At 57.6% G+C, this 25,049-nt stretch carries 24 protein-coding genes and 1 pseudogene; 11 read left to right on the plus strand and 14 right to left on the minus strand.

Going from position 1 to position 25,049, the window contains the following annotated elements; genetic code table 11:
- Positions 1 to 69 precede the first annotated feature (69 nt).
- A complete protein-coding gene (gene hpt, locus QSK07_RS07050) occupies positions 70 to 606 on the plus strand; it encodes a hypoxanthine phosphoribosyltransferase (protein ID WP_013356810.1) in 537 nt (178 codons plus the stop codon).
- An 81-nt stretch (positions 607 to 687) separates the two neighbouring features.
- Here the strand turns inward: hpt and can are convergent, their stop codons facing one another.
- Positions 688 to 1,344, minus strand: coding sequence for a carbonate dehydratase (gene can / locus QSK07_RS07055; RefSeq protein ID WP_033784496.1), 657 nt, complete (start codon positions 1,342 to 1,344; stop codon positions 688 to 690).
- 108 nt (positions 1,345 to 1,452) lie between these two features.
- Between can and QSK07_RS07060 the strand changes: the two genes are divergently transcribed.
- The 3 genes from QSK07_RS07060 to QSK07_RS07070 all read left to right on the plus strand — a co-directional run bounded on the left by QSK07_RS07060 (position 1,453) and on the right by QSK07_RS07070 (position 4,586).
- A complete protein-coding gene (locus QSK07_RS07060) occupies positions 1,453 to 2,382 on the plus strand; it encodes an ABC transporter ATP-binding protein (protein WP_033781901.1) in 930 nt (309 codons plus the stop codon).
- Positions 2,379 to 3,149, plus strand: a complete 771-nt coding sequence (locus QSK07_RS07065) for an ABC transporter permease (RefSeq protein ID WP_013356813.1) — start codon at positions 2,379 to 2,381, stop codon at positions 3,147 to 3,149. Before QSK07_RS07060 ends, QSK07_RS07065 begins: the two co-directional genes overlap by 4 nt.
- Positions 3,150 to 3,572: 423 nt before the next feature.
- Entirely contained in the window at positions 3,573 to 4,586 is a 1,014-nt protein-coding gene (locus QSK07_RS07070; RefSeq protein ID WP_098051461.1) for an acyltransferase family protein, read from the plus strand.
- Between the two features lie 69 nt (positions 4,587 to 4,655).
- Here QSK07_RS07070 and panD read toward each other — a convergent pair whose 3' ends face one another.
- The 9 genes from panD to thpR form a co-directional block, all read right to left on the minus strand.
- The gene (panD, locus tag QSK07_RS07075; RefSeq protein ID WP_098051460.1) at positions 4,656 to 5,036 is read right to left on the minus strand and encodes an aspartate 1-decarboxylase; all 381 of its coding nucleotides are present in this window, start codon (positions 5,034 to 5,036) and stop codon (positions 4,656 to 4,658) included.
- A 47-nt stretch (positions 5,037 to 5,083) separates the two neighbouring features.
- Complete coding sequence (panC, locus tag QSK07_RS07080; RefSeq protein WP_285721201.1) at positions 5,084 to 5,938, minus strand: pantoate--beta-alanine ligase; 855 nt, start codon at positions 5,936 to 5,938, stop codon at positions 5,084 to 5,086.
- 15 nt (positions 5,939 to 5,953) lie between these two features.
- Positions 5,954 to 6,748: a 3-methyl-2-oxobutanoate hydroxymethyltransferase gene (gene panB / locus QSK07_RS07085; RefSeq protein ID WP_275220617.1), complete on the minus strand. Its 795-nt coding sequence runs from the start codon at positions 6,746 to 6,748 to the stop codon at positions 5,954 to 5,956.
- An 83-nt stretch (positions 6,749 to 6,831) separates the two neighbouring features.
- The gene (gene folK / locus QSK07_RS07090; RefSeq protein WP_285721202.1) at positions 6,832 to 7,317 is read right to left on the minus strand and encodes a 2-amino-4-hydroxy-6-hydroxymethyldihydropteridine diphosphokinase; all 486 of its coding nucleotides are present in this window, start codon (positions 7,315 to 7,317) and stop codon (positions 6,832 to 6,834) included.
- On the minus strand, positions 7,314 to 8,732 hold the full coding sequence (pcnB, locus tag QSK07_RS07095; protein WP_218832235.1) for a polynucleotide adenylyltransferase PcnB: 1,419 nt from the start codon (positions 8,730 to 8,732) through the stop codon (positions 7,314 to 7,316). The genes folK and pcnB overlap by 4 nt, the downstream gene beginning before the upstream one ends.
- A gap of 86 nt (positions 8,733 to 8,818) precedes the next feature.
- Positions 8,819 to 9,697: a tRNA glutamyl-Q(34) synthetase GluQRS gene (gene gluQRS, locus QSK07_RS07100; RefSeq protein ID WP_098051456.1), complete on the minus strand. Its 879-nt coding sequence runs from the start codon at positions 9,695 to 9,697 to the stop codon at positions 8,819 to 8,821.
- Positions 9,698 to 9,770: 73 nt separating this feature from the next.
- Complete coding sequence (dksA, locus tag QSK07_RS07105) at positions 9,771 to 10,226, minus strand: RNA polymerase-binding protein DksA (RefSeq protein ID WP_008925615.1); 456 nt, start codon at positions 10,224 to 10,226, stop codon at positions 9,771 to 9,773.
- A gap of 247 nt (positions 10,227 to 10,473) precedes the next feature.
- Complete coding sequence (sfsA, locus tag QSK07_RS07110; RefSeq protein ID WP_098051455.1) at positions 10,474 to 11,178, minus strand: DNA/RNA nuclease SfsA; 705 nt, start codon at positions 11,176 to 11,178, stop codon at positions 10,474 to 10,476.
- Positions 11,156 to 11,713, minus strand: a complete 558-nt coding sequence (thpR, locus tag QSK07_RS07115) for an RNA 2',3'-cyclic phosphodiesterase (protein WP_285721203.1) — start codon at positions 11,711 to 11,713, stop codon at positions 11,156 to 11,158. Before thpR ends, sfsA begins: the two co-directional genes overlap by 23 nt.
- A 30-nt stretch (positions 11,714 to 11,743) precedes the next feature.
- On the opposite strand from thpR, the gene hrpB reads away from it, so the two are divergent.
- The 6 genes and pseudogenes from hrpB (at position 11,744) to fhuB (ending at position 20,943) form a co-directional block, all read left to right on the plus strand.
- Positions 11,744 to 14,227: an ATP-dependent helicase HrpB gene (gene hrpB, locus QSK07_RS07120; protein WP_285721204.1), complete on the plus strand. Its 2,484-nt coding sequence runs from the start codon at positions 11,744 to 11,746 to the stop codon at positions 14,225 to 14,227.
- 98 nt (positions 14,228 to 14,325) lie between these two features.
- Complete coding sequence (mrcB, locus tag QSK07_RS07125; protein ID WP_098051452.1) at positions 14,326 to 16,857, plus strand: bifunctional glycosyl transferase/transpeptidase; 2,532 nt, start codon at positions 14,326 to 14,328, stop codon at positions 16,855 to 16,857.
- A gap of 174 nt (positions 16,858 to 17,031) precedes the next feature.
- A pseudogene (locus tag QSK07_RS07130) lies at positions 17,032 to 17,241 on the plus strand (hypothetical protein); the annotation flags it as partial.
- A gap of 39 nt (positions 17,242 to 17,280) precedes the next feature.
- Complete coding sequence (fhuC, locus tag QSK07_RS07135; RefSeq protein ID WP_098053081.1) at positions 17,281 to 18,075, plus strand: Fe3+-hydroxamate ABC transporter ATP-binding protein FhuC; 795 nt, start codon at positions 17,281 to 17,283, stop codon at positions 18,073 to 18,075.
- Between the two features lie 10 nt (positions 18,076 to 18,085).
- Positions 18,086 to 18,964: a Fe(3+)-hydroxamate ABC transporter substrate-binding protein FhuD gene (fhuD, locus tag QSK07_RS07140; protein ID WP_098051451.1), complete on the plus strand. Its 879-nt coding sequence runs from the start codon at positions 18,086 to 18,088 to the stop codon at positions 18,962 to 18,964.
- A complete protein-coding gene (gene fhuB, locus QSK07_RS07145) occupies positions 18,964 to 20,943 on the plus strand; it encodes a Fe(3+)-hydroxamate ABC transporter permease FhuB (protein WP_285721205.1) in 1,980 nt (659 codons plus the stop codon). The genes fhuD and fhuB overlap by 1 nt, the downstream gene beginning before the upstream one ends.
- A gap of 353 nt (positions 20,944 to 21,296) precedes the next feature.
- Here fhuB and hemL read toward each other — a convergent pair whose 3' ends face one another.
- Positions 21,297 to 22,577, minus strand: coding sequence for a glutamate-1-semialdehyde 2,1-aminomutase (gene hemL, locus QSK07_RS07150; RefSeq protein WP_275220631.1), 1,281 nt, complete (start codon positions 22,575 to 22,577; stop codon positions 21,297 to 21,299).
- Between the two features lie 204 nt (positions 22,578 to 22,781).
- On the opposite strand from hemL, the gene erpA reads away from it, so the two are divergent.
- On the plus strand, positions 22,782 to 23,129 hold the full coding sequence (erpA, locus tag QSK07_RS07155) for an iron-sulfur cluster insertion protein ErpA (RefSeq protein WP_008925625.1): 348 nt from the start codon (positions 22,782 to 22,784) through the stop codon (positions 23,127 to 23,129).
- Positions 23,130 to 23,159: 30 nt separating this feature from the next.
- On the opposite strand, the gene QSK07_RS07160 is transcribed toward erpA, so the two are convergent.
- From QSK07_RS07160 to mtnN, 3 genes are all read right to left on the minus strand, one after another.
- Positions 23,160 to 23,411 carry a hypothetical protein gene (locus QSK07_RS07160; RefSeq protein WP_098051447.1) on the minus strand — a complete coding sequence of 84 codons (252 nt, stop codon included), beginning with the start codon at positions 23,409 to 23,411 and terminating at the stop codon, positions 23,160 to 23,162.
- A gap of 123 nt (positions 23,412 to 23,534) precedes the next feature.
- Positions 23,535 to 24,329 (minus strand): vitamin B12 ABC transporter substrate-binding protein BtuF, encoded by a 795-nt coding sequence (btuF, locus tag QSK07_RS07165; RefSeq protein WP_285721206.1) that lies wholly within the window; start codon positions 24,327 to 24,329, stop codon positions 23,535 to 23,537.
- Positions 24,322 to 25,020 (minus strand): 5'-methylthioadenosine/S-adenosylhomocysteine nucleosidase, encoded by a 699-nt coding sequence (mtnN, locus tag QSK07_RS07170; protein WP_098051445.1) that lies wholly within the window; start codon positions 25,018 to 25,020, stop codon positions 24,322 to 24,324. The genes btuF and mtnN overlap by 8 nt, the downstream gene beginning before the upstream one ends.
- Between the last annotated feature and the right edge of the window lie 29 nt (positions 25,021 to 25,049).

Genomic DNA, 25,049 nt, shown 5'->3' on the forward strand with positions numbered 1-25,049 from the left:
CGGCACAGCCCTCATGGTTGTGTCTGTGATAGACTTCGGGGCTTTTCTGACGTAACCGGGCTGAACGCAATGAAACACACTGTTGAAGTGATGATCCCTGAAGAGGCAATCGCCACGCGCATCGCTGAACTGGGCAAAGAGATTAACGAGCACTACCGTGACAGCGGCAGCGATATGGTGCTGGTGGGGCTGCTGCGCGGCTCATTCATGTTCATGGCTGATCTCTGTCGCGCCATTGATGTGCCGCATGAAGTCGACTTTATGACGGCGTCCAGTTACGGCAGCGGCATGTCCAGCACGCGTGATGTGAAAATCCTGAAAGACCTGGATGAAGACATTCGTGGCAAGGATGTGCTGATCGTTGAAGATATCATCGACTCCGGCAACACCCTGAGCAAAGTGCGTGAGATTCTGCAGCTGCGTCAGCCAAAATCACTGGCGATCTGTACCCTGCTGGATAAGCCAGAGCGCCGTGAAGTTGAAGTCAATGTCGAGTATGTCGGCTTTGCCATTCCGGATGAGTTCGTGGTGGGCTTTGGTATCGACTACGCTCAGCACTATCGCCATCTGCCTTACATCGGCAAAGTGGTGCCGCTGGAATCCTGATACTGCTCTGACCGCACATTCTTCCAAAGCCTGCACCCGATGCCTGGTGTAGGCTATGTCGCGCTTTACGCCGCGATCGGCTCAGGCCTCGCCGTTCATCTGCAGATTAGCAATGCCGTGACGATAGCGCTGTTCAAGGATCTCCCGGCTGTTTGCCGTGACATCCAGGTTACGCAGGCAGCCATCCTGAATGCCGTAAACCCAGCCGTGCAGGGAGACATCCTTGCCACGCTTCCAGGCAGATTGCAGAACGGTCGAGTGCCCCAGGTTATAGACCTGTTCAATAACGTTGATTTCGCACAGTTTGTCCAGGCGCTTATCCGGCGGGAGTTCCCCCAGCAACACGCTATGCTTGTACCAGAGGTCGCGGATGTGCAGCAGCCAGTTGTCGATTAACCCCAGCTCGGGGTTATCCATCGCCGCCTGCACGCCGCCGCAGCCGTAGTGGCCGCATACGATAACGTGTTCCACTTCCAGCACTTCGATAGCGTACTGCACCACGGACAGACAGTTCAGATCGGTGTGGATCACCAGATTGGCAACGTTGCGGTGAACGAAGAGCTCGCCCGGTTCCAGTCCGGTCAGGCGCTCGGCAGGGACACGGCTGTCAGAACAGCCAATCCACAGGAAGCGCGGTTTTTGTGCCTGGGCGAGTCGCTCAAAAAAACTGGGATCTTCTTCAACCAGCAGTTTTGACCATTCGCGGTTGTTTCTGATCAGGGTATTGATGTCTGTCATGGCGTTGAGCGACCGGTTACTGCGCAAAGTGCGCGCGCGTACTATATGCCAGGGCCTGATAAATTTAAACGGCATTGCAATGCCATCAAAACAGGGTATGGATGCAGAATGACTTATGCACTGGAACTTTCCCGGCTGACCAAGACCTATCCCGGCGGCGTGCAGGCGCTGAAGGGCATCGATCTTAACGTTGAAGCGGGTGACTTTTATGCACTACTCGGGCCAAACGGTGCCGGTAAATCGACCACCATCGGGATTATCAGTTCGCTGGTCAATAAATCCGAAGGTAGCGTGCGGGTGTTTGGCTACGATCTGGAAAAAGATGTGGTGAATGCCAAGCGCCAGCTCGGCCTGGTGCCGCAGGAGTTTAACTTCAACCCGTTTGAGACGGTGATGCAGATCGTCGTGAATCAGGCGGGTTACTACGGCGTTGAGCGTCGTGAAGCCAATGAGCGTGCGGAAAAATATCTGAAGCAGCTCGACCTGTGGGGCAAACGCACTGAGCGTGCGCGCATGCTCTCCGGCGGGATGAAGCGCCGCCTGATGATCGCCCGAGCACTGATGCATGAGCCAAAACTGCTGATACTGGATGAGCCGACGGCTGGCGTGGATATCGAACTGCGTCGCTCAATGTGGGTGTTCCTGAAAGATCTCAATGCCAAAGGCACTACCATCATTCTCACCACCCACTATCTGGAAGAAGCCGAGATGCTGTGCCGTAACATCGGCATCATCCAGAGCGGTGAGCTGGTGGAAAACACCTCGATGAAAGAACTGCTGTCCAAGCTCAAATCGGAAACCTTTATCCTGGATCTGGCACCGCGCAGTCCGCTGCCGAAACTGGAGGGCTTCCAGTACCGGCTGACCGATACCTCAACGCTGGAAGTGGAAGTGCTGCGTGAGCAGGGCCTTAACAGCGTCTTCAGCCAGCTGAGTGCGCAGGGTGTGCAGGTGCTGAGTATGCGCAATAAAGCCAACCGTCTGGAAGAGCTGTTCGTTGGCCTGACGACGCAGGGAAAAACAGGAGCAAAAGCATGACACATTTGTACTGGGTGGCGCTGAAAAGCATCTGGGCCAAAGAGGTTAACCGTTTCGCCCGTATCTGGATCCAGACGCTGGTGCCGCCGGTCATCACCATGACGCTTTATTTCATCATCTTTGGCAACCTGATTGGGTCGCGCATTGGTGAGATGCACGGCTTCAGCTATATGCAGTTTATTGTGCCGGGGTTAATCATGATGGCGGTGATCACCAACGCCTACGCCAACGTGGCATCATCGTTCTTCAGTGCCAAGTTCCAGCGCAACATTGAAGAGCTGCTCGTTGCACCCGTGCCGACCCACATTATCATTGCCGGCTATGTAGGCGGCGGTGTGGCGCGCGGCGTCTGCGTCGGCATTCTGGTGACGGCTATCTCGCTGTTCTTTGTGCCGTTCCACGTGCACTCCTGGTCGATGGTGGCGATCACGCTGCTGCTGACCGCGATTCTGTTTTCACTGGCCGGTCTGCTCAACGCCGTCTTTGCGCGCACCTTTGACGATATCAGCCTGATCCCGACCTTTGTGCTGACGCCACTGACCTATCTGGGCGGCGTATTCTATTCGCTGAGTCTGCTGCCGCCGATTTGGCAGGCTGTCTCTAAACTGAATCCAATCGTTTATATGATTAGCGGATTCCGTTATGGCTTCCTGGGTATTAATGATGTGCCGCTGGTCTTTACGCTCTCGGTACTGGTGGCCTTTATTCTGGTGTTCTACTGGCTGGTCTATGCGCTGATTCAGCGCGGACGCGGACTGCGCACCTGACAATATGTTGAATGGTAAGGGCCACGCTGCAATGAGGGCGTGGCTTTTTTTTAGTGAGTGAAAAACAATCCGAGCTACGGTGCTCCCTGGCCTTAAAAACGACGTTAAAACCTGCCTGGTCATCTCTTTTCTGTCTCTGAAGCCGCTCACGGCCTCGCTTTCATCCTTTTTCACAAAAAATAACCCTAAGTATTATCTGATAATAATCAGTCATCTTTCGCTATCTTAATGATTCTTAACTGTTAAATATTTTTTAAGAATAGGCCTAAAGTCTGGCTGTTGTTTATTTGATTATGAATTATCAAAATACTGCCGGATTAAAGTTATTCCTCTGCTCAGGGATGAACGAGTGGGTTAAGAGTCTTCTTAATAAACAAAATGGCATCTTAAACAGGGCCAGTTTTTAATCAAAGGCAGGAAAAGATGAATCGTATAACGTGGATCGATAATCTGCGGGGATTGAGTATTCTCGCAATTATTTTTTTGCATAGCACTATTGCCGTACATAATAATGCCGGACATTTTACCGCCTTCAGCAGCCTGTTAAATGAGATGCTGGCACCGGTAAGACTGGGGCTGATGTTCTTTGTTTCGGGCCTGTTTGTCGATGCCGGATTGAGAAAAGGCCTGGGTCCTTTTTTTAATAACAAGGTGCGCAGTATTCTCTATCCGTTTATGGTTTGGGTGGCGGTCTATGGCGGATTAAAGATTCTGTTCAGCTCGATGGCAAATACGCCGCAGTCACCGATGAATATTATTCTTTCGCACCTGACTGGCGGCGGGGATATGACCTGGTTCCTGCACTCGCTATTTATCTTCTTTATAGTGATTATCTTTGCCCGCCACCTGCCATTCCTGCTGGTGTTTGCTATCTGTATGGCGCTGAGCTGGGCGCTGCCGGCCATCGATCCGGATGGCGTATTGGCCAGCTTCGACAATACGCACATCAACAAATCGCTTTATCTGTTTGTCTTTTTCTACCTGGGTGATTACGTGGTGCGTAAGCAGGTGGATATCGCAGAGAAGGTACAGCATGGCCCGACGCTGTTAATCTCAGCGATCAGTTTTGTGCTGCTCTCCTGCCTGAATATCTTTATTCTGGAGCGTCATTCCCAGGCGTTATTATCACCGCTTGCACTCTTATCGGTGCCATTCTTTGTCTGGATTGCGCTGAAGCTGAAATCTGAGCTGGTCTACTACATTGGCGTCAATTCTATCGTCTTCTACCTGTCGCATTATCTGGCGATTCAGTTCTTCAGTAAGATTGTGAAGTTTGAAAGTCCGTCAGCCTGGGTGAATGACCTGAAATTCATTTCAGCGTTTCTGGTGGCGCTGGCGCTGCCATTGGCATTATGTCTGATGAGAAAACGCGGCTGGTTTAATTTCCTCTTCACGATGAAAAAGTCATCGAAGCCGATGACGACCAAAGCGGTTTAATTGCAGAAGCAGAAATAAAATGGCCGCCCATGTTAATGGCGGCCCTTTTATTGTCAGGCGATCAATTAATCAGGCAATTTGTACCGGCAATGCTTTCGCCAGACGCTTCATCTGGTTATCACCTTCAAAATAGGCGACTTTAGGCTGCCACTGACGCGCTACGGCATCCTCTACCTGCACATACGAGCAGATAATTAAAATATCGCCTTCACAGGCGCAGCGGGCAGCCGCACCGTTGACCGAAATAATTTTCGAACCACGCTCAGCCGCGATAGCGTAGGTGGAAAAGCGCTGACCGTTAGTGACGTTATAAATATCGATCGCTTCATATTGCAGAATGCCGGAAGCCTCCAGGAAATCCTGATCGATAGCGCAGGAGCCTTCGTAATTGAGGTCCGCCTGCGTCACGTTTACGCGGTGCAATTTGCCTTGCAGAACTGTGCGAATCATAGCCAGAAACCTTATCAGAGAAATAAAATAACCTGCAGCGGGCGTACTTACAGCGTCAGGTCAACAGTTTGATTATCAATCAGTCGGGCTTTACCCAGCCAGGCGGCCATCAGCACCACCGCACGCTGACTGTCCACCGTCAGCGGCTGCAGCGTTTCCGCATCACAGATTGCCAGGCCATCAGGACGCAATCCCTGTGACAGCAGAGACTCGCTGGCGGCCTCGATGATCTCTTCAATATGACGCTCGCCGTTCTCAAGTCGCTGAGCCATCTGATGCATCACCTCACTCAGCACCGGGGCCAGCTTGCGCTCATCGTCTGTCAGGTAGCCGTTGCGTGAACTCAGCGCCAGGCCATCTTTGGCCCGCACGGTTGGCACGCCAACAATCTCAATGTCGAAGCCCATATCAGCCACCATCTTACGAATGATAGCCAGCTGCTGAAAATCTTTTTCACCGAAACAGGCAATATCGGGCTGCACCAGATTAAACAGTTTGCTGACGATGGTTGCCACGCCGCGAAAATGGCCTGGACGCGTCGCCCCTTCCAGCAGGGAAGAGAGCACCGGCACCTCAACAAAGGTCTGATTCTGCGCGCCCTGCGGATAGACTTCAGCCGGGGAGGGGGCAAAGACGACATCCACCTGGTGGCGGTTCAGCTTTTCACAATCTTCCTGCAGCGTGCGCGGGTAGCGCGCTAAATCATCTGCACGATCGAACTGCATCGGATTGACAAAAATCGAGACAATGACGATGTCGCCGCGCGACCGGGCTTCATCCACCAGCGTCAGATGGCCTTCATGCAGGTTGCCCATGGTCGGCACCAGCGCAATGCGTTTACCCTGCTGGCGCCAGCGACGGACTTCCTGGCGCAGCATCAGCAGCGTTTCAATGATCAACACGGTGACTCTCCTGAATTACTGGAAACTGTGCTCTGCCGCCGGATAGGTTCCGGCCTCGACTTCGGCGATATAGTGGCGAATCGCCGCACGAACGTCGCCGGTCTCCGCCAGGAAATTTTTGGCAAATTTGGGAATGTGACCGCCGGTCACCCCCAGCGCGTCATGCATCACCAGAATCTGACCATCGGTCACGTTACCGGCACCGATGCCGATCACCGGAATGGTAAGCGCCTCGGTGATCCGCTGTGCCAGCGACACCGGCACGCACTCCAGCACCATCAGCTGTGCGCCTGCCGCTTCCAGCGCCAGCGCATCGGCCAGCAGCTGATCGGCACCGGCCTCATCACGGCCCTGCACTTTATAGCCGCCAAAGATATTCACCGACTGCGGGGTCAGCCCAAGGTGGCCACACACCGGCACGGCGCGTTCGGTCAGCATCTGCACGGTCTCTGCCAGCCAGCTGCCGCCTTCCAGTTTCACCATATTGGCACCGGCACGCATCAGCTGTGCGGCACTCTCAAAGGTCTGCTCTGGTGTGGCATAACTCATAAAGGGGAGGTCGGCGAGCAGCAGGGCCTGTGGTGCACCACGGCGCACGGCGGCGGTGTGATAGGCGATGTCGCTGACCGTGACCGGCAGGGTGGAGTCGTGCCCCTGGACCGTCATCCCTAAGGAATCACCAACCAGCAGCACCTGGATGCCTTCATCGGCAAACAGGCGGGCAAAACTGAAATCGTAGGCGGTCAGCGTCGCGAATTTTTTACCGCTGGCTTTCGCCTGACGCAGATGTGAAATCGTGGTGGGTTTCATGGCGCTCTCAACTCAGGAATTCAGATGGGCGCAGTTTACTGGATAGCGTGAAAGAGCGGAATCAGAGATGTGCGTTTGTCTGATCAGTCGTTCCATAGCGCGATGTTGCTGCTGTCGAGGGTGGCGAGAAGGGCGCGGAGTGCGCGGCCATCGGGCAGGCGGGCATCCGGCACAATCGCCAGCAGGGGCACCAGCATAAAGGCGCGATTCAGCAGGTCGTAGTGCGGCACAATCAGCCGTTCAGTGTTAATGACTGCGTCGCCAAACAGCATCAGATCGATATCCAGCGTGCGGGGCCCCCAGCGTTCGGCCTTTCGCACCCGGCCATGATCGCGTTCAATCTGCTGGGTATGGTCAAGCAGGGCTTCAGCGCTGAGATCGGTTTCCAGCGCCACGGCGGCATTGAGAAAATCGGGCTGATCGGGCGGGCCATAAGGCGGCGTGCGGTAGAACGGCGAGGTCGCGATGCGTTGCGTCAGCGGCAACGCATCCAGTGCCGTCAGCGCTGCATCAATCTGATGCAGCGGATCCGCCAGATTACTGCCTAACGCGAGGTAAACCCGTGTCATGACACGTTTTGATTGTCACGACGTGGCGCAGAAGAGCGGCGGCGCGGACGGCGCGATTTATTGCGCGGCACCGGATCGTCACCCAGATTATTCAGCATGTTTTTCTGATGCGGCGGTGCAGCGACCTGGAATTCACCCCACCACTGGCTCAGACGCAGCAGTTCCGGGTTGTTTTCCACTTCTGCGCGCAGCGCCAGCAGATCGTATGCGGCGCGGAATTTCGGATGCTCCATCAGTTTCCAGGCGCGTTTACCATGACGGCGCGACATGCGTAACTGCAGCAGCCAGATATCGCGGATCAGCGAGGTAATACGTTTTGGAATCGCCAGCGCACGGCAGGCTTCGTCCAGCGTATCATTCATCGCCATCGCAAAGGCTTCGAAGTAGGTCAGGCCACTCTCCTGCGCAATGCGTTCGGCCGCTTCAAGCTGCGGATACCAGAACATCGCCGCAAACAGGAACGCCGGATTCACGCGCATGTCGTTATGAATGCGGTTGTCGGTGTTTTTCAGCACCTGTGCCAGCATCCGCTCCATGTGACTGTCACTGTTTTCCGTGAAGTTGCGCGCCAGCGTCGGGAACAGCGGCTGGAACAGCTGATATTCACACAGCTTTAAATAAGTGCTGTAGCCATAACCCGCCTGCAACAGCTTCAGGGACTCTTCAAACAGGCGCGCAGGGGGGATATCACGCAGCAGCGAGGCCAGACGTGGAATCGGCTCGGCGGTTTCCGGCGCAATGCTCATATTAAGTTTGGCGGCAAAGCGCGCGACGCGCAGCATGCGCACCGGATCTTCGCGGTAACGGGTTTCCGGATCGCCAATCAGGCGAATGATGCCCTGTTCGAGATCGCTGATGCCGCCAACGTAGTCGCGCACGCTGAAATCAGCCACGCTGTAGTAGAGGCTGTTGATGGTGAGATCGCGGCGCTGGGCATCATCTTCGATAGAGCCGAAGATATTGTCGCGCAGCAGCATGCCGCTCTGGGCGCGCTGCGAACTGTTGCGATCTTCCGCAATCTCTTCAACCTGATGATGTCCACGGAAGGTGGCGACTTCGATCACTTCCGGGCCAAACATCACGTGTGCCAGCCGGAAACGGCGACCGACCAGACGACAGTTGCGGAACAGCTTGCGCATCTGCTCTGGCGTGGCGTTAGTGGTCACGTCGAAATCTTTGGGTTTTTGCCCCAGTAGCAAATCGCGCACGCCACCGCCTACCAGATAGGCTTCATAACCGGCTTTGTTCAGGCGATAGAGCACTTTGAGGGCATTTTCGCTGATGTCTTTACGTGAGATGGTATGGCTTTCACGAGGGATGATGGTCATCAGACGCTCTGGTTCAACCTCTGCTGGGGCTTCCTCTTCATCACGCTTCAGGACTTTCCGGCAAAAATTAGCTACTCGGGTAAAAATGGGACACCTCGACAGTGGCAATTAGGGTGTAGGTAAAATCAGCGGCTAATCATAGCCTGTTGAGAACCGTTTGAGAATGCTGTTGTCTATGCATCCGGTTTGAGGGCGTTCTGTTGCGGCATCAAAGCGATATTCCACTGTGACACCGCATCAGACAGCAGTTTGTCCTGCGTTAAGTCCTGCCAGCCGCCTGAAACAGGCTGTCCGAGGAAGCGTAATGCTGCTACCAGCAGGGGTCTGGCATCGCCATCGGGCAGCGAAGGCGCATGATTCTGCTTCGATAACTTATTGCCATCATGATTAAGCGCCAGCGGCAGGTGCAGCCAGGCCGGCACCGGCCAGCCAAACTGCTGATAAAGTGCAATCTGCCGTACCGTCGGCTCAATCAAGTCTGCGCCGCGCACTACTTCGGTAATACCCTGAAAATGGTCATCGACCACCACCGCCAGGTTGTAGGCAAACAGGCCATCGCGACGGTGAATAATAAAATCCTCCTGTGCCAGACGCCTGTCCGCCTCCACGCGACCCCGTAATCGATCGTCAAAGGCAAAGACCGGCGCATGCTGGCGTAAACGCAGCGCGGCATTCTCTGGTCCGCGTTGCCGTTCACGGCAGTAACCATCATAGAAACCGCCAATCTCCTGAATGCGACGTCGGGAACAGGTGCAGAAATAGCTCTGACGATGCTGCTGCAGCCAGGCCAGCGCGTCACGGTAGGCCTTATGACGTTGCGACTGCCACTGGACCTCGCCATCCCACATTAACCCATAGTGTTCCAGCTGATGCAGGATGCGGCTGGCGGCACCCGGCACTTCCCGTGGTGGATCGATATCTTCAATTCTCACCCGCCAGATGCCGTTTTGCGCGCGCGCGCTCAGGTAACTGCCCAGGGCAGCTATCAGCGAGCCAAAATGAAGTTCACCAGAGGGAGAAGGGGCGAAGCGACCAATGCAGGAGGATGACATAGGGTTCAGAAGTGACCACGCAGCGGACAACACAACGGTTTTTCCACTGCGTGGTAACAGGCTGGACGCGACATTAGCCGGCCATTTGTTTCTCGCGAATTTCTGCTAACGTCTTACAGTCGATGCAGAGATCGGCAGTAGGACGAGCTTCGAGACGGCGGATACCAATCTCAACGCCACAGGAATCGCAATAACCGAAGTCGTCGTCTTCGACTTTCTTCAGTGTTTTCTCGATCTTTTTAATCAGTTTACGTTCACGATCGCGGTTACGCAGCTCCAGGCTGAACTCCTCTTCCTGCGCGGCACGGTCAACCGGGTCCGGGAAGTTAGCGGCTTCATCCTGCATGTGCGATACGGTACGATCGACTTCGTCCCGCAATTGATTACGCCAGGCTTCCAGAATCTTGCGAAAATGGGTCAGCTGCGCGTCGTTCATATACTCTTCGCCAGGCTTAACCTGATAAGGCTCAACGCCAGCGATAGCGAGAATACTCAGGGACGATGTTTTACGGTTTTGACCTTCTTGCATGTTGCTTCTCCTGGATAACACGCACTATACCCTCAGACTGACATCCCGCAGGGGCGTTGCTGCCGGCCTGCATCTGATGTCTGCGGGGTACATCGATCCCCCATTGGGGAAAAAAACAGGCCGCTATAAATAACAGAAGCAGTCAGGGTTGGCAATTCTTCATGAACACACCTTGACAAACCTGTGAGGAGCAGCGTAATCAGCCCTTAGCTCAGAACATTCTTACCACATAAAATTGCAAAAGATATTACAAGGTTACGTTGATCGGCGATTTAAGAAACATTCCCGCCGCCGATAAGTCTGCCTGATACGCTAAAACCTCTACACCTTCCCGTTGCGCCTGAGCCAGTTGTTCTGCATACGCCGCATCGATGTGACGTGCCGGGGAAACGTCCTCAATCCCCGAGTGCAAAACGGCAAACAAAATAACGGCCCGATGACCTTCTGCCGCCACTGTCGCCAGCTCGCGCAGGTGTTTTTGTCCTCGAATCGTCACCGCATCCGGAAAATAGCCTTTACCTTCATGTAAAAGGGTTACGGATTTCACCTCAATATAGCAGTTGCGCCGTGCCTCTGCTTTGAGCAGGAAATCAATTCTGCTTTTTTCACTGCCATATTTCACTTCCGCCTGTCGATGCGAATAACCAGCCAGCAATGACAGCTGATCCTGGTCCAGCGCTTCAGCCACCAGCTGGTTCGCGCGCAGGGTGTTCACGCAGATCCAGTGGCCCTGTTGTGTTTCGGTCAGCTCCCAGCTGTGAGGGTATTTGCGCGTCAGGCTGTCGGACGTGGAATACCAGACTGTATCGCCCGGCGTGGCGCAGCCGGTCATGGCACCGGTGTTGGCGCAATGAATCGTCAGCAGTTCGCCTTCTGGCGTCTCGACATCGGCCAGGAAACGTTTGTAACGGGCGATCAGGCGGGCGGACTTAAGGGGCGGAAAGAAGTGCATGCGGATCCTGAGACGTTAATGGCCAGCTGGCCAGTGCGCGATAGCGGGTACGACCTCTGGAATAGTCAGAAGCGAACAGTGAAAAGGTGGAGACGCGAAAACGCCAGTGAAAGCCGCGTGGTGGCAATGCAACCGGCTGAATGGCCTGGCGTAACAGCGTGATGTGCGGATGAAACGGCTGTGGGCTTTGATAACAGCCATGCCGGGCAGCCTGCGCCCGCAGCAGGCTGGCGAGCTGAAGCAGGCCGCGAGGCGCACGCTGACAGCCGAGCCAGACCACGCCGGGACGTGGCCAGTGCCCGGCATCATCCAGGTCGAGATCGAAACCGGGCTGGACGATGCGGGAGGCCAGGGTCTGCAGGCGCTGTGAGGTTTCCGGTGCGACCTCACCCAGAAACGCCAGCGTCAGGTGCAGATTCGCTGCGACCACCGGCTGACCTGCCTCTGCAAGAAAGGTGTCGGCCCGCCAGCGCACCAGCTGTTGCTGCATTTCGTCAGGCAGGCTGATGGCAAAAAATAAGCGTTGTGTCGCCATGGCGCTCTCCGGCAAATATCACGTGCTACAATGCACGCCATCTTAGCACAGGCAGAAGCGGAGTTTGCTGTGAGCGATTTACCGGTCAGCGCGGTGCTGCCAGACATCCTGGCGGCGCTGCGTGACGCTTCTCAAATCCTGCTGGCCGCCCCTACCGGCGCGGGCAAATCGACCTGGCTGCCGCTGCAGTTGTTGCAGCAGGCGGCGCTGCCGGGACGCATCATTATGCTTGAGCCACGCCGGCTGGCGGCACGTAATGTGGCGCAGCGGCTGGCGGAGCAGCTCGGCGAACAGCCGGGTGCCACGGTGGGATTCCGGATGCGTGGCGAAAGCTGCGTTGGGCCAGAAACCCGGCTGGAAGTCGTTACCGAAGGGATGCTCACGCGCCTGCTTCAGCGCGATCCGATGCTTGAGGGCGTGTCGCTGGTGATCCTCGATGAGTTTCACGAGCGCAGCCTGCAGGCCGATCTGGCGCTGGCGCTGCTGCTCGATGTGCAGGAGGGGCTGCGCGACGATCTTAAAATCATGCTGATGTCGGCCACGCTGGATAATGCCCGGCTGGCGGCGTTGCTGCCGGATGCGCCCTTGATTATTTCAGAAGGGCGCAGCTATCCGGTTGAACGGCGTTACGCGTCGCTGAATCAGAACGTTCGCTTTGAAGAGGCTGTGGCGCGTGAAGTCGCTCAGCTGCTGCGCGATGAAGAGGGTTCACTACTACTGTTTCTGCCGGGCGTGGCGGAAATTGAACGGGTGAAACGTGAGCTGGAATCACGCATCAGTGACGATGTGGATCTGACACCGCTCTATGGCGCGCTGCCGCTGGTGGCGCAGCGACGGGCGCTCCTGCCCGCCGCCGCCGGGCGTCGCAAAGCGGTGCTCGCCACCAATATCGCCGAGACCAGCCTGACCATTGAGGGGATTCGCCTGGTAGTCGACAGTGCGCTGGAGCGTAGCGCCCTGTTTGACGCCCGCAGCGGCGTAACGCGTCTGCAGACCCAGCGCATCAGCCAGGCCTCAATGATTCAGCGCGCAGGTCGCGCCGGGCGACTGATGCCGGGAATCTGTCTGCATCTGCTGCCGCAGGAGCAGGCGTCACGTGCAGCAGCGCAGAGCGAACCGGAAATCGTGAACAGCGATCTCTCGTCGCTGTGGCTGGATCTGCTGCAGTGGGGCTGTACCGGGCCGCAACAGCTGCAGTGGCTGGATCAGCCGCCCGCCAGAAATCTGGACGCGGCACAACAGCAGATGATCCGTCTGGGTGCACTGGACAGCAACGGCCTGCTTAACACACTGGGACGGCGTATGGCACAGCTGGGTTGCGATCCGCGGCTTGCTGCTATGCTCTGTGCCGCAGGCGATGAGCCGGATGCGGTCGCCAGCGCCGCGCTGCTGGTGGCGATTCTGGAAGATCCGCCGCGCAGCGGCAGTGCCGATCTGCGTGATGCGCTGCATCGGCCTCAGGCTCAATGGCAGCGGCGGGCGCAGCAGTGGCAGCAGCGACTCAACATTCGTGGCGGACGGGTCGACGAAGATCGCTTCGCTGGCCTGCTGTCGGTGGGATTTGGCGATCGGCTGGCACGGCGTCGCGACCAGAGCGGTCGCTATCAGCTGGCCAACGGGCTGGGGGCCAGGCTCGAGGAGCAGGATGGCCTGACGCGCAACGAATGGCTGATTGCACCTGCGCTGTTGCAGGGCAGTGCGACGCCAGATGCCCGGATGTTGCTGGCACTGCCGGTCGACATTGAAACGCTGTGCCAGCAGCAGACCGCACTGATCGAGCGCCGGACTGAAGTGGAGTGGGATGAAGAGAAGGGCACGCTGCGTGCGTTCAGACGTGAGCAGATTGGCGCGCTGATCCTGAAGACTCAGCCGATGGCGCGCCCGGAGCCGGACGTGCTGCACGCCGCTATGCTGCGCTGGATCGCTGAAAAAGGTCTGTCGGTATTAGGCTGGACGCCGGATGCCGGACAGTTGCGCCTGCGCATCCAGTGTGCGGCACAGTGGCTGCCGGAAGAGAGCTGGCCCGCTATGGACGATGAAAGCCTGCTTGCGAGCCTGTCGCAGTGGCTGTTGCCACAGATGTCAGCGGTACGCGATCTCCGCAGCCTGCAGGCGGTAAACCTGACTACGGCACTCTTACATTTACTCACATGGTCACAACGTCAGCGGCTGGATAGTGTGCTGCCAACTCATTACACTGTGCCGACCGGAAGCCGGCTGCCGATTCGCTACGATGCGGATAAGCCGCCCGCGCTGGCGGTCAGGATTCAGGAGATGTTTGGCGAAGCGCAGAATCCCACCGTAGCGGAAGGACGTATCCCGCTGGTGCTGGAGCTGTTATCGCCCGCCCAGCGCCCGTTGCAGATCACCCGCGATCTGGCGGCGTTCTGGCGCGGTGCCTGGCCGGAGGTCAGGAAAGAGATGAAGGGACGCTATCCGAAACACCTCTGGCCAGAGGATCCGGCCACCGCTTTGCCAACAAGGCGAACCAAAAAAATGTCCCCGCAGGGTTGAGTCCGCTGGATTGAATTCAGAGGGTTCTGCCATGCGGCACGCGAGAAAGCAGTTAGAGTAGCGGCGCTGCCGTAAGCACTGCCTGGAGAAGAAAAGTCATGTCTGGGAACGATCGCGAACCAATAGGGCGCAAAGGTAAACCGTTGCCGCCGCGCAGTAGTGCGGGCCGGGGACGACGCAGGGATATCGAACAGGATATCAATCAGGACGATTTTAATGATGACGAGGAGGAAGCGCCGGTGCCACGTAAAGGTAAAGGTGGAAAACCGCCGCGCGGCAAACGCCGTTGGCTGGGATGGATAATAAAACTGTTCCTGGTGTTTGTGGTGGTTATGGCCGCATGGGGCATCTACCTTGACTCGGAAATCCGCAGTCGTATTGACGGTAAGGTTTGGCAGCTGCCCGCCACCGTCTATGGCCGCATGGTCAGTCTGGAACCGGGCATGGCCTACAACAAAAGTGAAATGGTGGCGCTGCTGGAAGGGACTCAGTATCGCGAAGTTTCCCGGATTACCCGCCCCGGCGAGTTTTCGGTGAAGGGCAACACCATCGATCTGCTGCGTCGCCCGTTTGATTTCCCCGACAGTAAAGAGGGGCAGATCCACGCGCGTATGAGCTTCACGAAAGATGAGCTGAGCGAGATTAAAAACCTTGAAACCGGCCGTGATTTTGGCTTTTTCCGCCTCGATCCGCGTCTGATCACCATGCTGCAGTCGCCTAATGGTGAACAGCGGCTCTTCGTGCCGCGCACCGGTTTCCCGGATCTGCTGGTTGATACGCTGATCGCCACTGAAGATCGCCATTTCTATGAGCATGACGGCATCAGCCCGTACTCCATTGGCCGCGCCTTCCTGGCGAACATCACGGCCGGAAAAGCGGTGCAGGGCGGCAGTACGCTGACGCAGCAGCTGGTAAAGAACCTGTTCCTGACCAATGAACGTTCGCTGTGGCGTAAAGCGCGTGAAGCCTATATGGCGGTGATCATGGATGCGCGCTACAGCAAAGATCGTATCCTGGAGCTCTACCTGAACGAGGTCTATCTCGGTCAGGCGGGCAGCGATCAGATCCGCGGTTTCCCGCTGGCGAGCCTCTACTACTTTGGCCGTCCGGTGGATGAACTGAGTCTGGATCAGCAGGCGATGCTGGTTGGCATGGTGAAAGGGGCGTCGCTCTATAACCCGTGGCGCAACCCGAAACTGGCGCTGGAACGCCGCAACCTGGTACTGCGCCTGTTGCAGCAGCAGAAAGTGATCGACCAGGAGCTGTATGACATGCTGTCGGCCCGTCCGCTGGGCGTGCAGCCAAAAGGGGGCGTGATCACGCCTCAGCCTGCCTTTATGCAGATGGTGCGTAACGAGCTTCAGGCAAAACTGGGCGACAAAATTAAAGATCTTTCCGGCGTGAAAATTTTCACCACGCTGGACCCGGTGTCGCAGGATGCAGCTGAAAAAGCGGTGGTTGATGGCATTCCGACGCTGAAAAAACAGCGCGGCCTGAAAGATCTGGAAACCGCGATGGTGGTGGTTGACCGCTTCAGCGGCGAAGTCCGTGCCATGGTCGGCGGTGCCGATCCGCAGTACGCCGGTTACAACCGTGCGCTGCAGGCGCGTCGCTCTATCGGTTCACTGGCGAAACCGGCGACCTACCTCACCGCGCTGAGCCAGCCAAACAGCTATCGGCTGAACAGCTGGATCGCCGATGAGCCGATTGCGCTGAAGCAGCCAAATGGCACCATCTGGAAACCGATGAACGACGATCGTCGCTTCAGCGGCAAAGTGATGCTGGTGGATGCGCTGACCAACTCCATGAACGTGCCGACGGTTAACCTCGGTATGACGCTGGGGCTGGATGCGGTGGTCGATACCTGGAACAAACTGGGCGTGCCGAAAGAGCAGCTGCATCCGGTGCCGGCGATGCTGCTGGGTGCCCTGAACCTGACGCCGGTTGAAGTGGCGCAGGCGTTCCAGTCGATCGCCAGCGGCGGTAACCGCGCGTCACTGTCTGCGGTGCGTTCAGTGATTGCAGAAGATGGCAGCGTGCTCTACCAGAGCTATCCGCAGGCGCAGCGTGTGGAACCGGCGCAGGCAGCTTATCTGACGCTCTATACCATGCAGCAGGTCGCTGACCACGGTACCGCCCGTGCCCTGGGCGCGCGTTTCCCGAATGCCCATCTGGCCGGGAAAACCGGTACCACTAACGATCTGGTCGACAGCTGGTTTGCCGGTATTGATGGTAAAGAAGTGGCGATCACCTGGGTGGGACGCGATAACAACCAGCCGACCAGACTCTATGGTGCCAGCGGTGCGATGCAGCTTTACCGTCGTTACCTCGACAATCAGGCACCGATGCCGTTGCAGCTGACGCCGCCGGAAGATGTGTCACTGATGAATGTGGATTCAGCCGGTAACTTTGTCTGCGGTACGGGCAGCAGCACCTGGCGTTCTCTGCCTGTGTGGGCGCTGGATCCGAATGCGCTGTGTCAGCAACAGCAGCAGCAGGTCCAGCAGCAGCAACAGCTGTTTGACCAGCAACAGCAGCAACAGCCGCAACAGCAACCGGCCCAGCAACCGCAGGAGCAGAAAGACAGTGACGGCGTAGCAGGGTGGATAAAAGATATGTTTGGCAAATAATTCAGTCAGACAGGTTAAGCAGGTTAAAAAGGGCGCTTCGGCGCCCTTTTTTTGTTTCTGATCGATATGGGTAAATGGCCCTGCAAACGGCGTCACTGCTGGGATTTCTGCTTGCAGTCGTCGCTGAAGTTCGCATATTATCTAAGCGTTATAATAATCATTATCGTTTCTATTCGCTCCCAGAACTTTAAGGTAGCCGGTTACACCACGGTGGATGCGGCGCTGAAGTATGATCTGGGTCGCTTCGGCCTGCCTGGCTCGACGGTAGGCGTCAACGTTAACAATCTGTTCAACCGCGAGTATGTCGCCAGCTGCTACCGTGAATACGCCTGCTACTGGGGTGCGGAACGCCAGATTGTCGGCACCGCGACCTTCAGATTCTGATTTAACCGGGCGCTCTGGCGCCCGTTCACAGGGATAATCATGCCGCATCCGCACGCAGAAGAGGCAACCTTCAGGCTGGAGAATGCCAGTTTCGAGGTGCCAGGCCGCACTCTCCTTCAGCCCCTGTCGCTGACTTTTCCACCGGGTAAAATGACCGCGCTGATTGGTCACAATGGCTCGGGCAAATCGACGCTGTTGAAAATGCTGGGCCGTCATCATGCGGCCAGCAGCGGAGAGGTTTTGCTGAATCAGCAGCCGGTCGGGCGCTGGAACAGTAAAACCTTTGCCCGCGAGGTGGCCTATCTGCCGCAGCAGTTACCGGCAGCCGAAGGGATGACGGTGCGTGAGCTGGTAGCGATTGGCCGCTATCCCTGGCACGGGGCGCTGGGGCGCTTTGGTCAGGAGGATCGCGATAGGGTTGAGGATGCGATTGCGCAGGTCGGGCTAAAGCCCTTTGCCGGTCGGCTGGTGGACAGTCTGTCTGGGGGCGAGCGTCAGCGCGCCTGGCTGGCGATGATGGTGGCGCAGAACAGTCGCTGTCTGCTGCTGGATGAACCGACCTCGGCGCTGGATATTGCCCATCAGGTTGAGGTGCTGGCGCTGATAAAAGATCTGAGTCAAAAGCGTGGCCTGACCGTGATTGCGGTACTGCACGATATCAATATGGCGGCACGCTACTGCGATCATCTGGTGGCGCTGCGTCAGGGCGTGATGATTGCCGAAGGTGACGCCGGAGCGATTATGCAGCCTGAGGTACTGGGTGCAATTTATGGCATTCCGATGGGCATTTTACCGCATCCACAGGGCGGCGCGCCGGTTAGTTTTGTCTGTTAAGGAAAGGAAGATGCCCGATCTTTATCGTCGCCGATTGTTACTGTCACTGGCGGCCTCGCCGTTGTTTTGTATGCTCCCCCTGCGTGCCGCCACGCCGAATCCGGGCCGGATTATTGCCCTGGAGTGGCTTCCCACCGAACTGCTGATCGCACTGGGCGTTACGCCCTGGGGTGTGGCCGATCTGCACAACTACAACATCTGGGTCGGAGAGCCGCCGCTGCCTGCGGGCGTGATCGATGTGGGTCTGCGCACCGAACCCAATCTTGAGCTGATGGCGCAGATGCAACCATCGCTGATCCTCTGTTCCAACGGCTATGGCCCGCCTAAAGAGAAACTGACGCGCATCGCACCCATCATGGGCTTCGACCTTCATAGCGGCGACGGAAAACCCTTCACCGCCGCGCGCGCATCGCTGCGTCAACTGGCGGCGCGCCTGGGATTAAGCGAGCGGGCGGAGCAGCATCTGCGCGAGGTCGATGATCAGCTGGCGGCGGCGCGTGAGCGACTGGCACCCTATGCCGGACGCACGCTTCTGCTGATGTCGCTGCTCGACAGTCGTCACGCCATTACCTTCGGTAAAAACAGTCTGTTCCTGGAAGTGATGACCCTGCTGGGCCTGAAAAATGGCTGGCAGGGTGAGACTAATTTCTGGGGCAGCGCAGTGATCGGCATCGAACAGCTGGCGCAGGCCGGGGAGGTGGATGTCATCTGTTTCGATCACGACAACGACGTGGAGATGCAGCAGCTGATGCGCAGTCCGCTGTGGCAGGCCATGCCGTTTGTCCGCACCAGACGCTTTCAGCGCGTCCCGGCGGTCTGGTATTACGGTGCGACGCTCTCGGCGCTGCACTTTGTTCGCGTGCTGGAACGCGCGCTGGAGACGCACTGATGCGCCATGCTCTGTTTCCCGCAGGCCTCCTCAGCCTGCTGTTTCTGCTCTCACTCAGCCTGACGCTGGTTAATCTGCACCACGCCTTGCCACAGGCTGAATGGTGGCAGGCATTCTGGTCGCCGGCTGTCGATAGCCTGCCGCAGATGGTGTTTCACTACAGCCTGCTGCCACGTACGGCGCTGGCGCTGCTGGTGGGTGCCGGATTGGGGTTAGCCGGTCTGCTGTTTCAGCAGATCCTGCGCAACCCGCTGGCGGAGCCGACCACGCTGGGCGTCTCTTCCGGCGCGCAGCTGGGCATTACCGTCGCGACGCTGTGGCATCTGCCGGGCGGGGCGCTGACACAGCAGTTTGCTGCGCTTAGCGGGGCGCTGCTGGTGGGCGCGCTGGTGTTTGGTGTGGCCTGGGGCAAACGTCTGTCGCCAGTGACGCTGATTCTGGCCGGGCTGGTACTGAGCCTGTACAGCGGCGCAGTGAATCAAATCTTCGCAATCTTCAATCACGATCAGCTGCAGAACATGTTTCTGTGGAGCACCGGCGCGCTGAATCAGATGAGCTGGGAAAACGTGCAGCAGCTCTGGCCGCGCCTGATGCTGGCGTTTGTGCTGGCGCTGGCGCTGCTGCGTCCGCTGACGCTGATGGGGCTGGATGATGGTGTCGCTAAAAACCTGGGTCTGGCGCTCTCTGTGGCGCGGATTGGCGGCCTGGGACTGGCGATTCTGCTCAGCGCACAGCTGGTCAATATCGCCGGTATCATCGGCTTTATCGGGCTGTTTGCACCGCTGCTGGCGAAGCTGCTGGGTGGACGACGACTCCTCACCCGGATGCTGCTGGCACCGCTGACTGGCGCGCTGCTGCTGTGGCTGGCAGACAGTTGCGTATTGTGGCTCAGCACGCACTGGCGCGATATCCCGACCGGCACGGCCACGGCCCTGCTTGGCGTACCGATTCTGCTGTGGCTGCTGCCGCGACTGCGCACCGGTTCAGTGCCGCCTGCGCTGAATCAGGGTGACAATGTGCCCGCCGAGCGACAGAACCTGCTGCGCTGGGCGCTGATCGGTCTCGCTGTTCTGGCGCTGCTGGGATGGGTGGCGCTCGCGTTTGGGCGTGATGCGCAGGGCTGGAGCGGGTCCGCAGGCGAGATGCTGCAATCACTGCTGCCGTGGCGCGCACCGCGCGTGCTGGCGGCGCTGGTAACCGGTCTGATGCTGGGCGTAGCGGGGAGTCTCATTCAGCGGCTGACCGGCAATCCCATGGCCAGCCCGGAAGTGCTGGGCATCAGTTCCGGGGCCGCCTGCGGCGTAGTGGTCATGATGTTCTTTGTGCCAGGCGATGCGATGGCCTGGCTGCTGCCCGCCGGTGCGGTGGGTGCCGCGCTGACGCTGCTGGTGATTATGGCGGTAGCCAGCCGTGGCGGCTTCTCGCCGGAGCGGATGCTGCTGGCAGGTATGGCGCTTAACAGCGCCTTTGTCACCCTGCTGATGCTGCTGCTGGCCAGCGGCGATCCGCGTATGGGCGGGCTGCTGAGCTGGATCTCCGGCTCGACCTATAACATCAGCGGCAGTCAGGCAGTTCAGAGCGCAATTTGCGCGCTGGTGCTGGTCTCGCTGGCCCCGCTGGCGAGTCGCTGGCTGACGCTGCTGCCGCTGGGAAGTGCGACCGCGCGCTCGGCGGGCATGGCATTAACGCCTGCACGGCTGAGTCTGCTGCTGCTGGCGGCAGCACTGACCGCCAGCGCGACGCTGACTATCGGTCCGCTGAGTTTTGTCGGGTTGATGGCTCCGCATATGGCGCGGATGCTGGGATTCCGGCGGGCTTTGCCACAGCTGTTGCTGTCAGGATTGCTGGGAGGCGGGTTGATGATGCTGGCTGACTGGTGCGGGCGGATGCTGGCATTCCCCGATCAAATCCCTGCCGGGCTGATGGCGACGTTTTTAGGTGCGCCTTACTTTATCTGGCTGCTACGGCGTTCAGGTTAAAAAAAGACCGGCGCAAGCCGGTCTCAGACTGCTGACAAACCCAATGAGTGTTGCTCTGGCAGTAATGCATTAGCTAAAAGCGCAGGGAACATGGGCAGAGGAGGAAAGCGTCCCGCGGCAGGGACAAAAACGCCGGGAGCGTTTTTGAACAACGCAACGCGTTGGCCCGTTTACGGGCGCACCTTAGGGATGAGGTGCGTAATCGCGCGGGCCGAGCGGTCATGGATGGTTTAAGCGACTTTCCGATCTGCCCGTGTTCCCTTCGCAGGCTCGGTCTCACAGCTGGGCTGGGCAGACTTTGTCAAAAATCTCAGACCGGCTGCTGCCGGTCTTCGTCTTTAGCGCCGCCGAAATTACAGCTTCGCGAAGCAACGACGCGCAGCGTCAACCGTGCGCTGAATATCTTCTTCGCTGTGCGCCAGTGACATAAAGCCTGCTTCATAGGCTGAAGGCGCAAAGTAAACGCCTTCCTCCAGCATAAGATGGAAGAAGGTTTTAAAGCGCTCTACATCGCAGCGGGTCACATCGGCATAACAGCTCACGCTGTCAGCCTCGGTGAAGAACAGGCCAAACATCCCGCCCACATGGTTGATCACCAGCGGGATATTTTGCTGTTGGGCTGCCTCGCGAAGACCCTCAGCCAGCTGGCGGGTCAGGGCATCCAGCTTTTCGTGCGTACCAGGCTGCGCGATCTGCGTCAGGCAGGCAAAACCGGCGGCCATGGCAATTGGGTTACCAGAAAGCGTCCCCGCCTGATAAACCGGACCGGTCGGGGCCAGCGCGGCCATCACGTCGCGACGGCCACCAAATGCGCCAACCGGCATTCCGCCACCGATAATTTTTCCGAGACAGGTGAGGTCAGGACGCACATTGTAGTGAGCCTGCGCGCCGCCCAGCGCAACGCGGAAACCGGTCATCACTTCATCAATAATCAGCAGTGCGCCGAACTCATCACAGAGCGCGCGCAGGCCTGGCAGGAATTCCGGCTGCGGCGGAATGCAGTTCATGTTGCCGGCAACCGGCTCAGCGATGATGGCCGCGATGGCGTCAGGATATTGCTCAAAGGCGCTGCGCACTGAGTCCAGGTCGTTAAAGGTGCAGGTCAGGGTATGTTTAGCAAAATCAGCCGGTACGCCCGGCGAGTTTGGCTGACCCAGCGTTAAGGCACCGGAACCGGCTTTCACCAGCAGGTGATCAGCGTGACCGTGATAGCAGCCTTCAAACTTGATAATTTTATCGCGGCCGGTAAAGCCACGCGCCAGACGAATCGCGCTCATGGTCGCTTCGGTGCCGGAGTTGACCATCCGCACCATCTCCATGGAGGGAACCAGCTCACATACCAGCTGCGCCATGGTCACTTCCATTTCGGTCGGTGCGCCAAAGCTCAGGCCGCGCTGGGCCGCTTCGATCACGGCATTACGGATCGCCGCGTTATTATGACCCAGCACCATTGGGCCCCATGAGCCGACGTAGTCGATATAGGCTTTGCCATCGGCATCATAGAGATACGCGCCATCAGCGTGTTCAATAAACAGCGGAACGCCGCCCACACCGGTAAATGCGCGTACTGGCGAGTTTACCCCGCCCGGGATCAGGCGTTGTGCCTCAGCAAACAGTTGTTCGGACTTACTCATTTTCGGCTCCAGCGGTTCATAAAAAATATTGCGCCATTCTACGGAAGAGGGACAGCAGACGAAAGGCGGATTCACCCGCAGCGCCCTTAATGAAGGTGAAAGCGGCACAGAGTGCGAAGGGCAGAGCTTGATTGCGCTGAGGTGCTGGCTGATAATAGCGTAATTAAGGTCGTTTTCTGACCTGGGCGTTTACCGGAGTAAAACATGAGTGATGAAGTAGTAGCACTGCCGTTGCAGTTTACCGACGCCGCAGCCACCAAGGTGAAGAACCTGATTGCCGACGAAGAGAACCCGGCGCTGAAACTTCGCGTCTATATCACCGGTGGCGGTTGCAGTGGTTTCCAGTACGGCTTCACCTTTGATGATCAGCTGAATGATGGCGATATGACGATCGAAAAGCAGGGCGTCTCGCTGGTGGTTGACCCGATGAGCCTGCAATATCTGGTGGGCGGTTCGGTGGATTACACCGAAGGTCTGGAAGGCTCACGCTTTATCGTGACCAATCCGAATGCCAAAACCACCTGTGGCTGTGGCTCTTCATTCAGTATCTGATGACGAAGGCCGTCATCGCGACGGCCTCGTTTACCACTCTATTGTGACCAGCCGGTTACTCTGTTTCACACTTCCCTGCGACTGAATCTGACTTTGGGTTACGCGTGGCTGCGCGCTTGCCTGTCTGCCGCAGTTCACCTGCGGCGCGGGCTGACCGTTAGCCGTGTTGATTTCACAGCGTGAATAGATGACAAGCCTGGCGCCTATAGAGCCATTAATCGAGCCCGCAAATGCAGATCCGGCGATCGATAGCCCTATGGCCAGCAGCAGTGCTCTGGTCATAGATGGTTCCTGGTGTTTTAAAAAAGCGCCGTGGCGCTAAAAGGACGGCAAGCATACGTGGCCGGCTCGTCTCTGGTATTGATTAACGGCAAAAAGTGCAGCAACTTTAATCATTTCGCCGACTTATTCAGCGGGATGCAGGGCCACACAGAGTTGCTGCGCCGCCAGCAGCAGTCGGGGGCCTGGCCGGCTCAGCCAGTCCTCGTTGATGGCAATCACCGGCACAGTGAGCTGTGGCCGCCAGAAGTCACGGATGTTCTCAGTCTGCTGTGCACTGCCCGCTGTCACTACGGCCTGAGGATGGCGCATCAGTACCTGCTCACGGCTGACCTGTGGCCAGCTGACGCGACTGTCGGCAAAGATATTCCTGCCACCACATAATGTAATAATCTCATTCTGCAGCGTGGCTGTGGCGGCGGTAAAGAGCGGCTGTTGTCCAAACTGCAAAAACAGCGGAACTGCAGTCAGGTGAGTATAGCGCTGACGCAGTGCGGCTTCCTGCTGTCGTAACGCCTGGGCAGCTCTGCTTGCCTGCTTCGGACTGGGACTCCAGCGGCCCAGATCGGCCAGCGCCGTGAACATTTCATCCAGCGTCAGCGGATCAATCCATTTAACCCGTACGCCGAGCTGCTGCAACTGATCGATCTGCCGCTGCGGATTACCGCCGCGCCAGGCTAAGACCAGATCCGGTTTGAGCTGCAGAATGCGTTCGGCTTTGATGCCCTGCCAGTTGGCAACCTGCTCAATCTGTTTCGCCTGCGGCGGATAGTCAGACCATGCACTGACCGCAATCGGCGTAATCCCGGCAGCAAAGGCGAGTTCGGTAAGGTGGGGAGCGAGGGTGATAACACGGGGCGGTGAGGCAAGCAGGCTGCCGCTCAACAGCAGCAGCCAGCAGAAAAGCAGCGTTTTAGCCACGCGCCAGATGCGCCAGCAGATTCTCCACTAACAGCGAAGATTGCTTCGCCGCTACGCTTAAGAACTCATCAAAGCTGAGGTGCGATTCCTTATCGGCCACATCGGAAATCGCACGGACCACCACAAACGGTACCTGGAACTGATGACAGACGTGACCGATGGCAGTCGCTTCCATCTCAACGGCAATTGCCTGAGGGAACAGGTTGCGAATGCGCGCCAGTGGTTCGGCACCATTGATAAAAGCATCACCGCTCACCACCAGACCGCGTACGGCATTCAAATCCAGCTGCTTAATGCAGGCTTCCGCCGCAGCAATCAGCTTGCTGTCTGCCACAAATGCGGCCGGACACCCCGCCATCTGACCCGGCTCATAACCAAAAGCAGTGACATCAGCATCGTGATAACGTACTTCGTCTGACACCACGATATCGCCGACGCTGAGCAACGGCGCTAAGCCGCCCGCCGAACCGGTGTTGATCACCACATCGGGTTTGCAGAGCTGCAGCAGCAGCGTGGTGCCCAGCGCCGCAGAAGTTTTACCAATGCCCGATTTCAGCAGTGCAACCTCAACGCCCTGCAGGGTGCCGGTATAGATTTCACAACCCGCCAGCGACAGCGTTTGACGGTTTTCAATTTTGTCGCGCAGCAGTGTGACTTCCTGCTCCATCGCGCCAATAATGCCTGCTTTCATAGTGAGTTCCGCTAATGTAAAGAATCAAA

This window comes from Pantoea sp. QMID4 (assembly GCF_030270445.1).
Classification (GTDB): Bacteria; Pseudomonadota; Gammaproteobacteria; order Enterobacterales; family Enterobacteriaceae; genus Pantoea; species Pantoea vagans.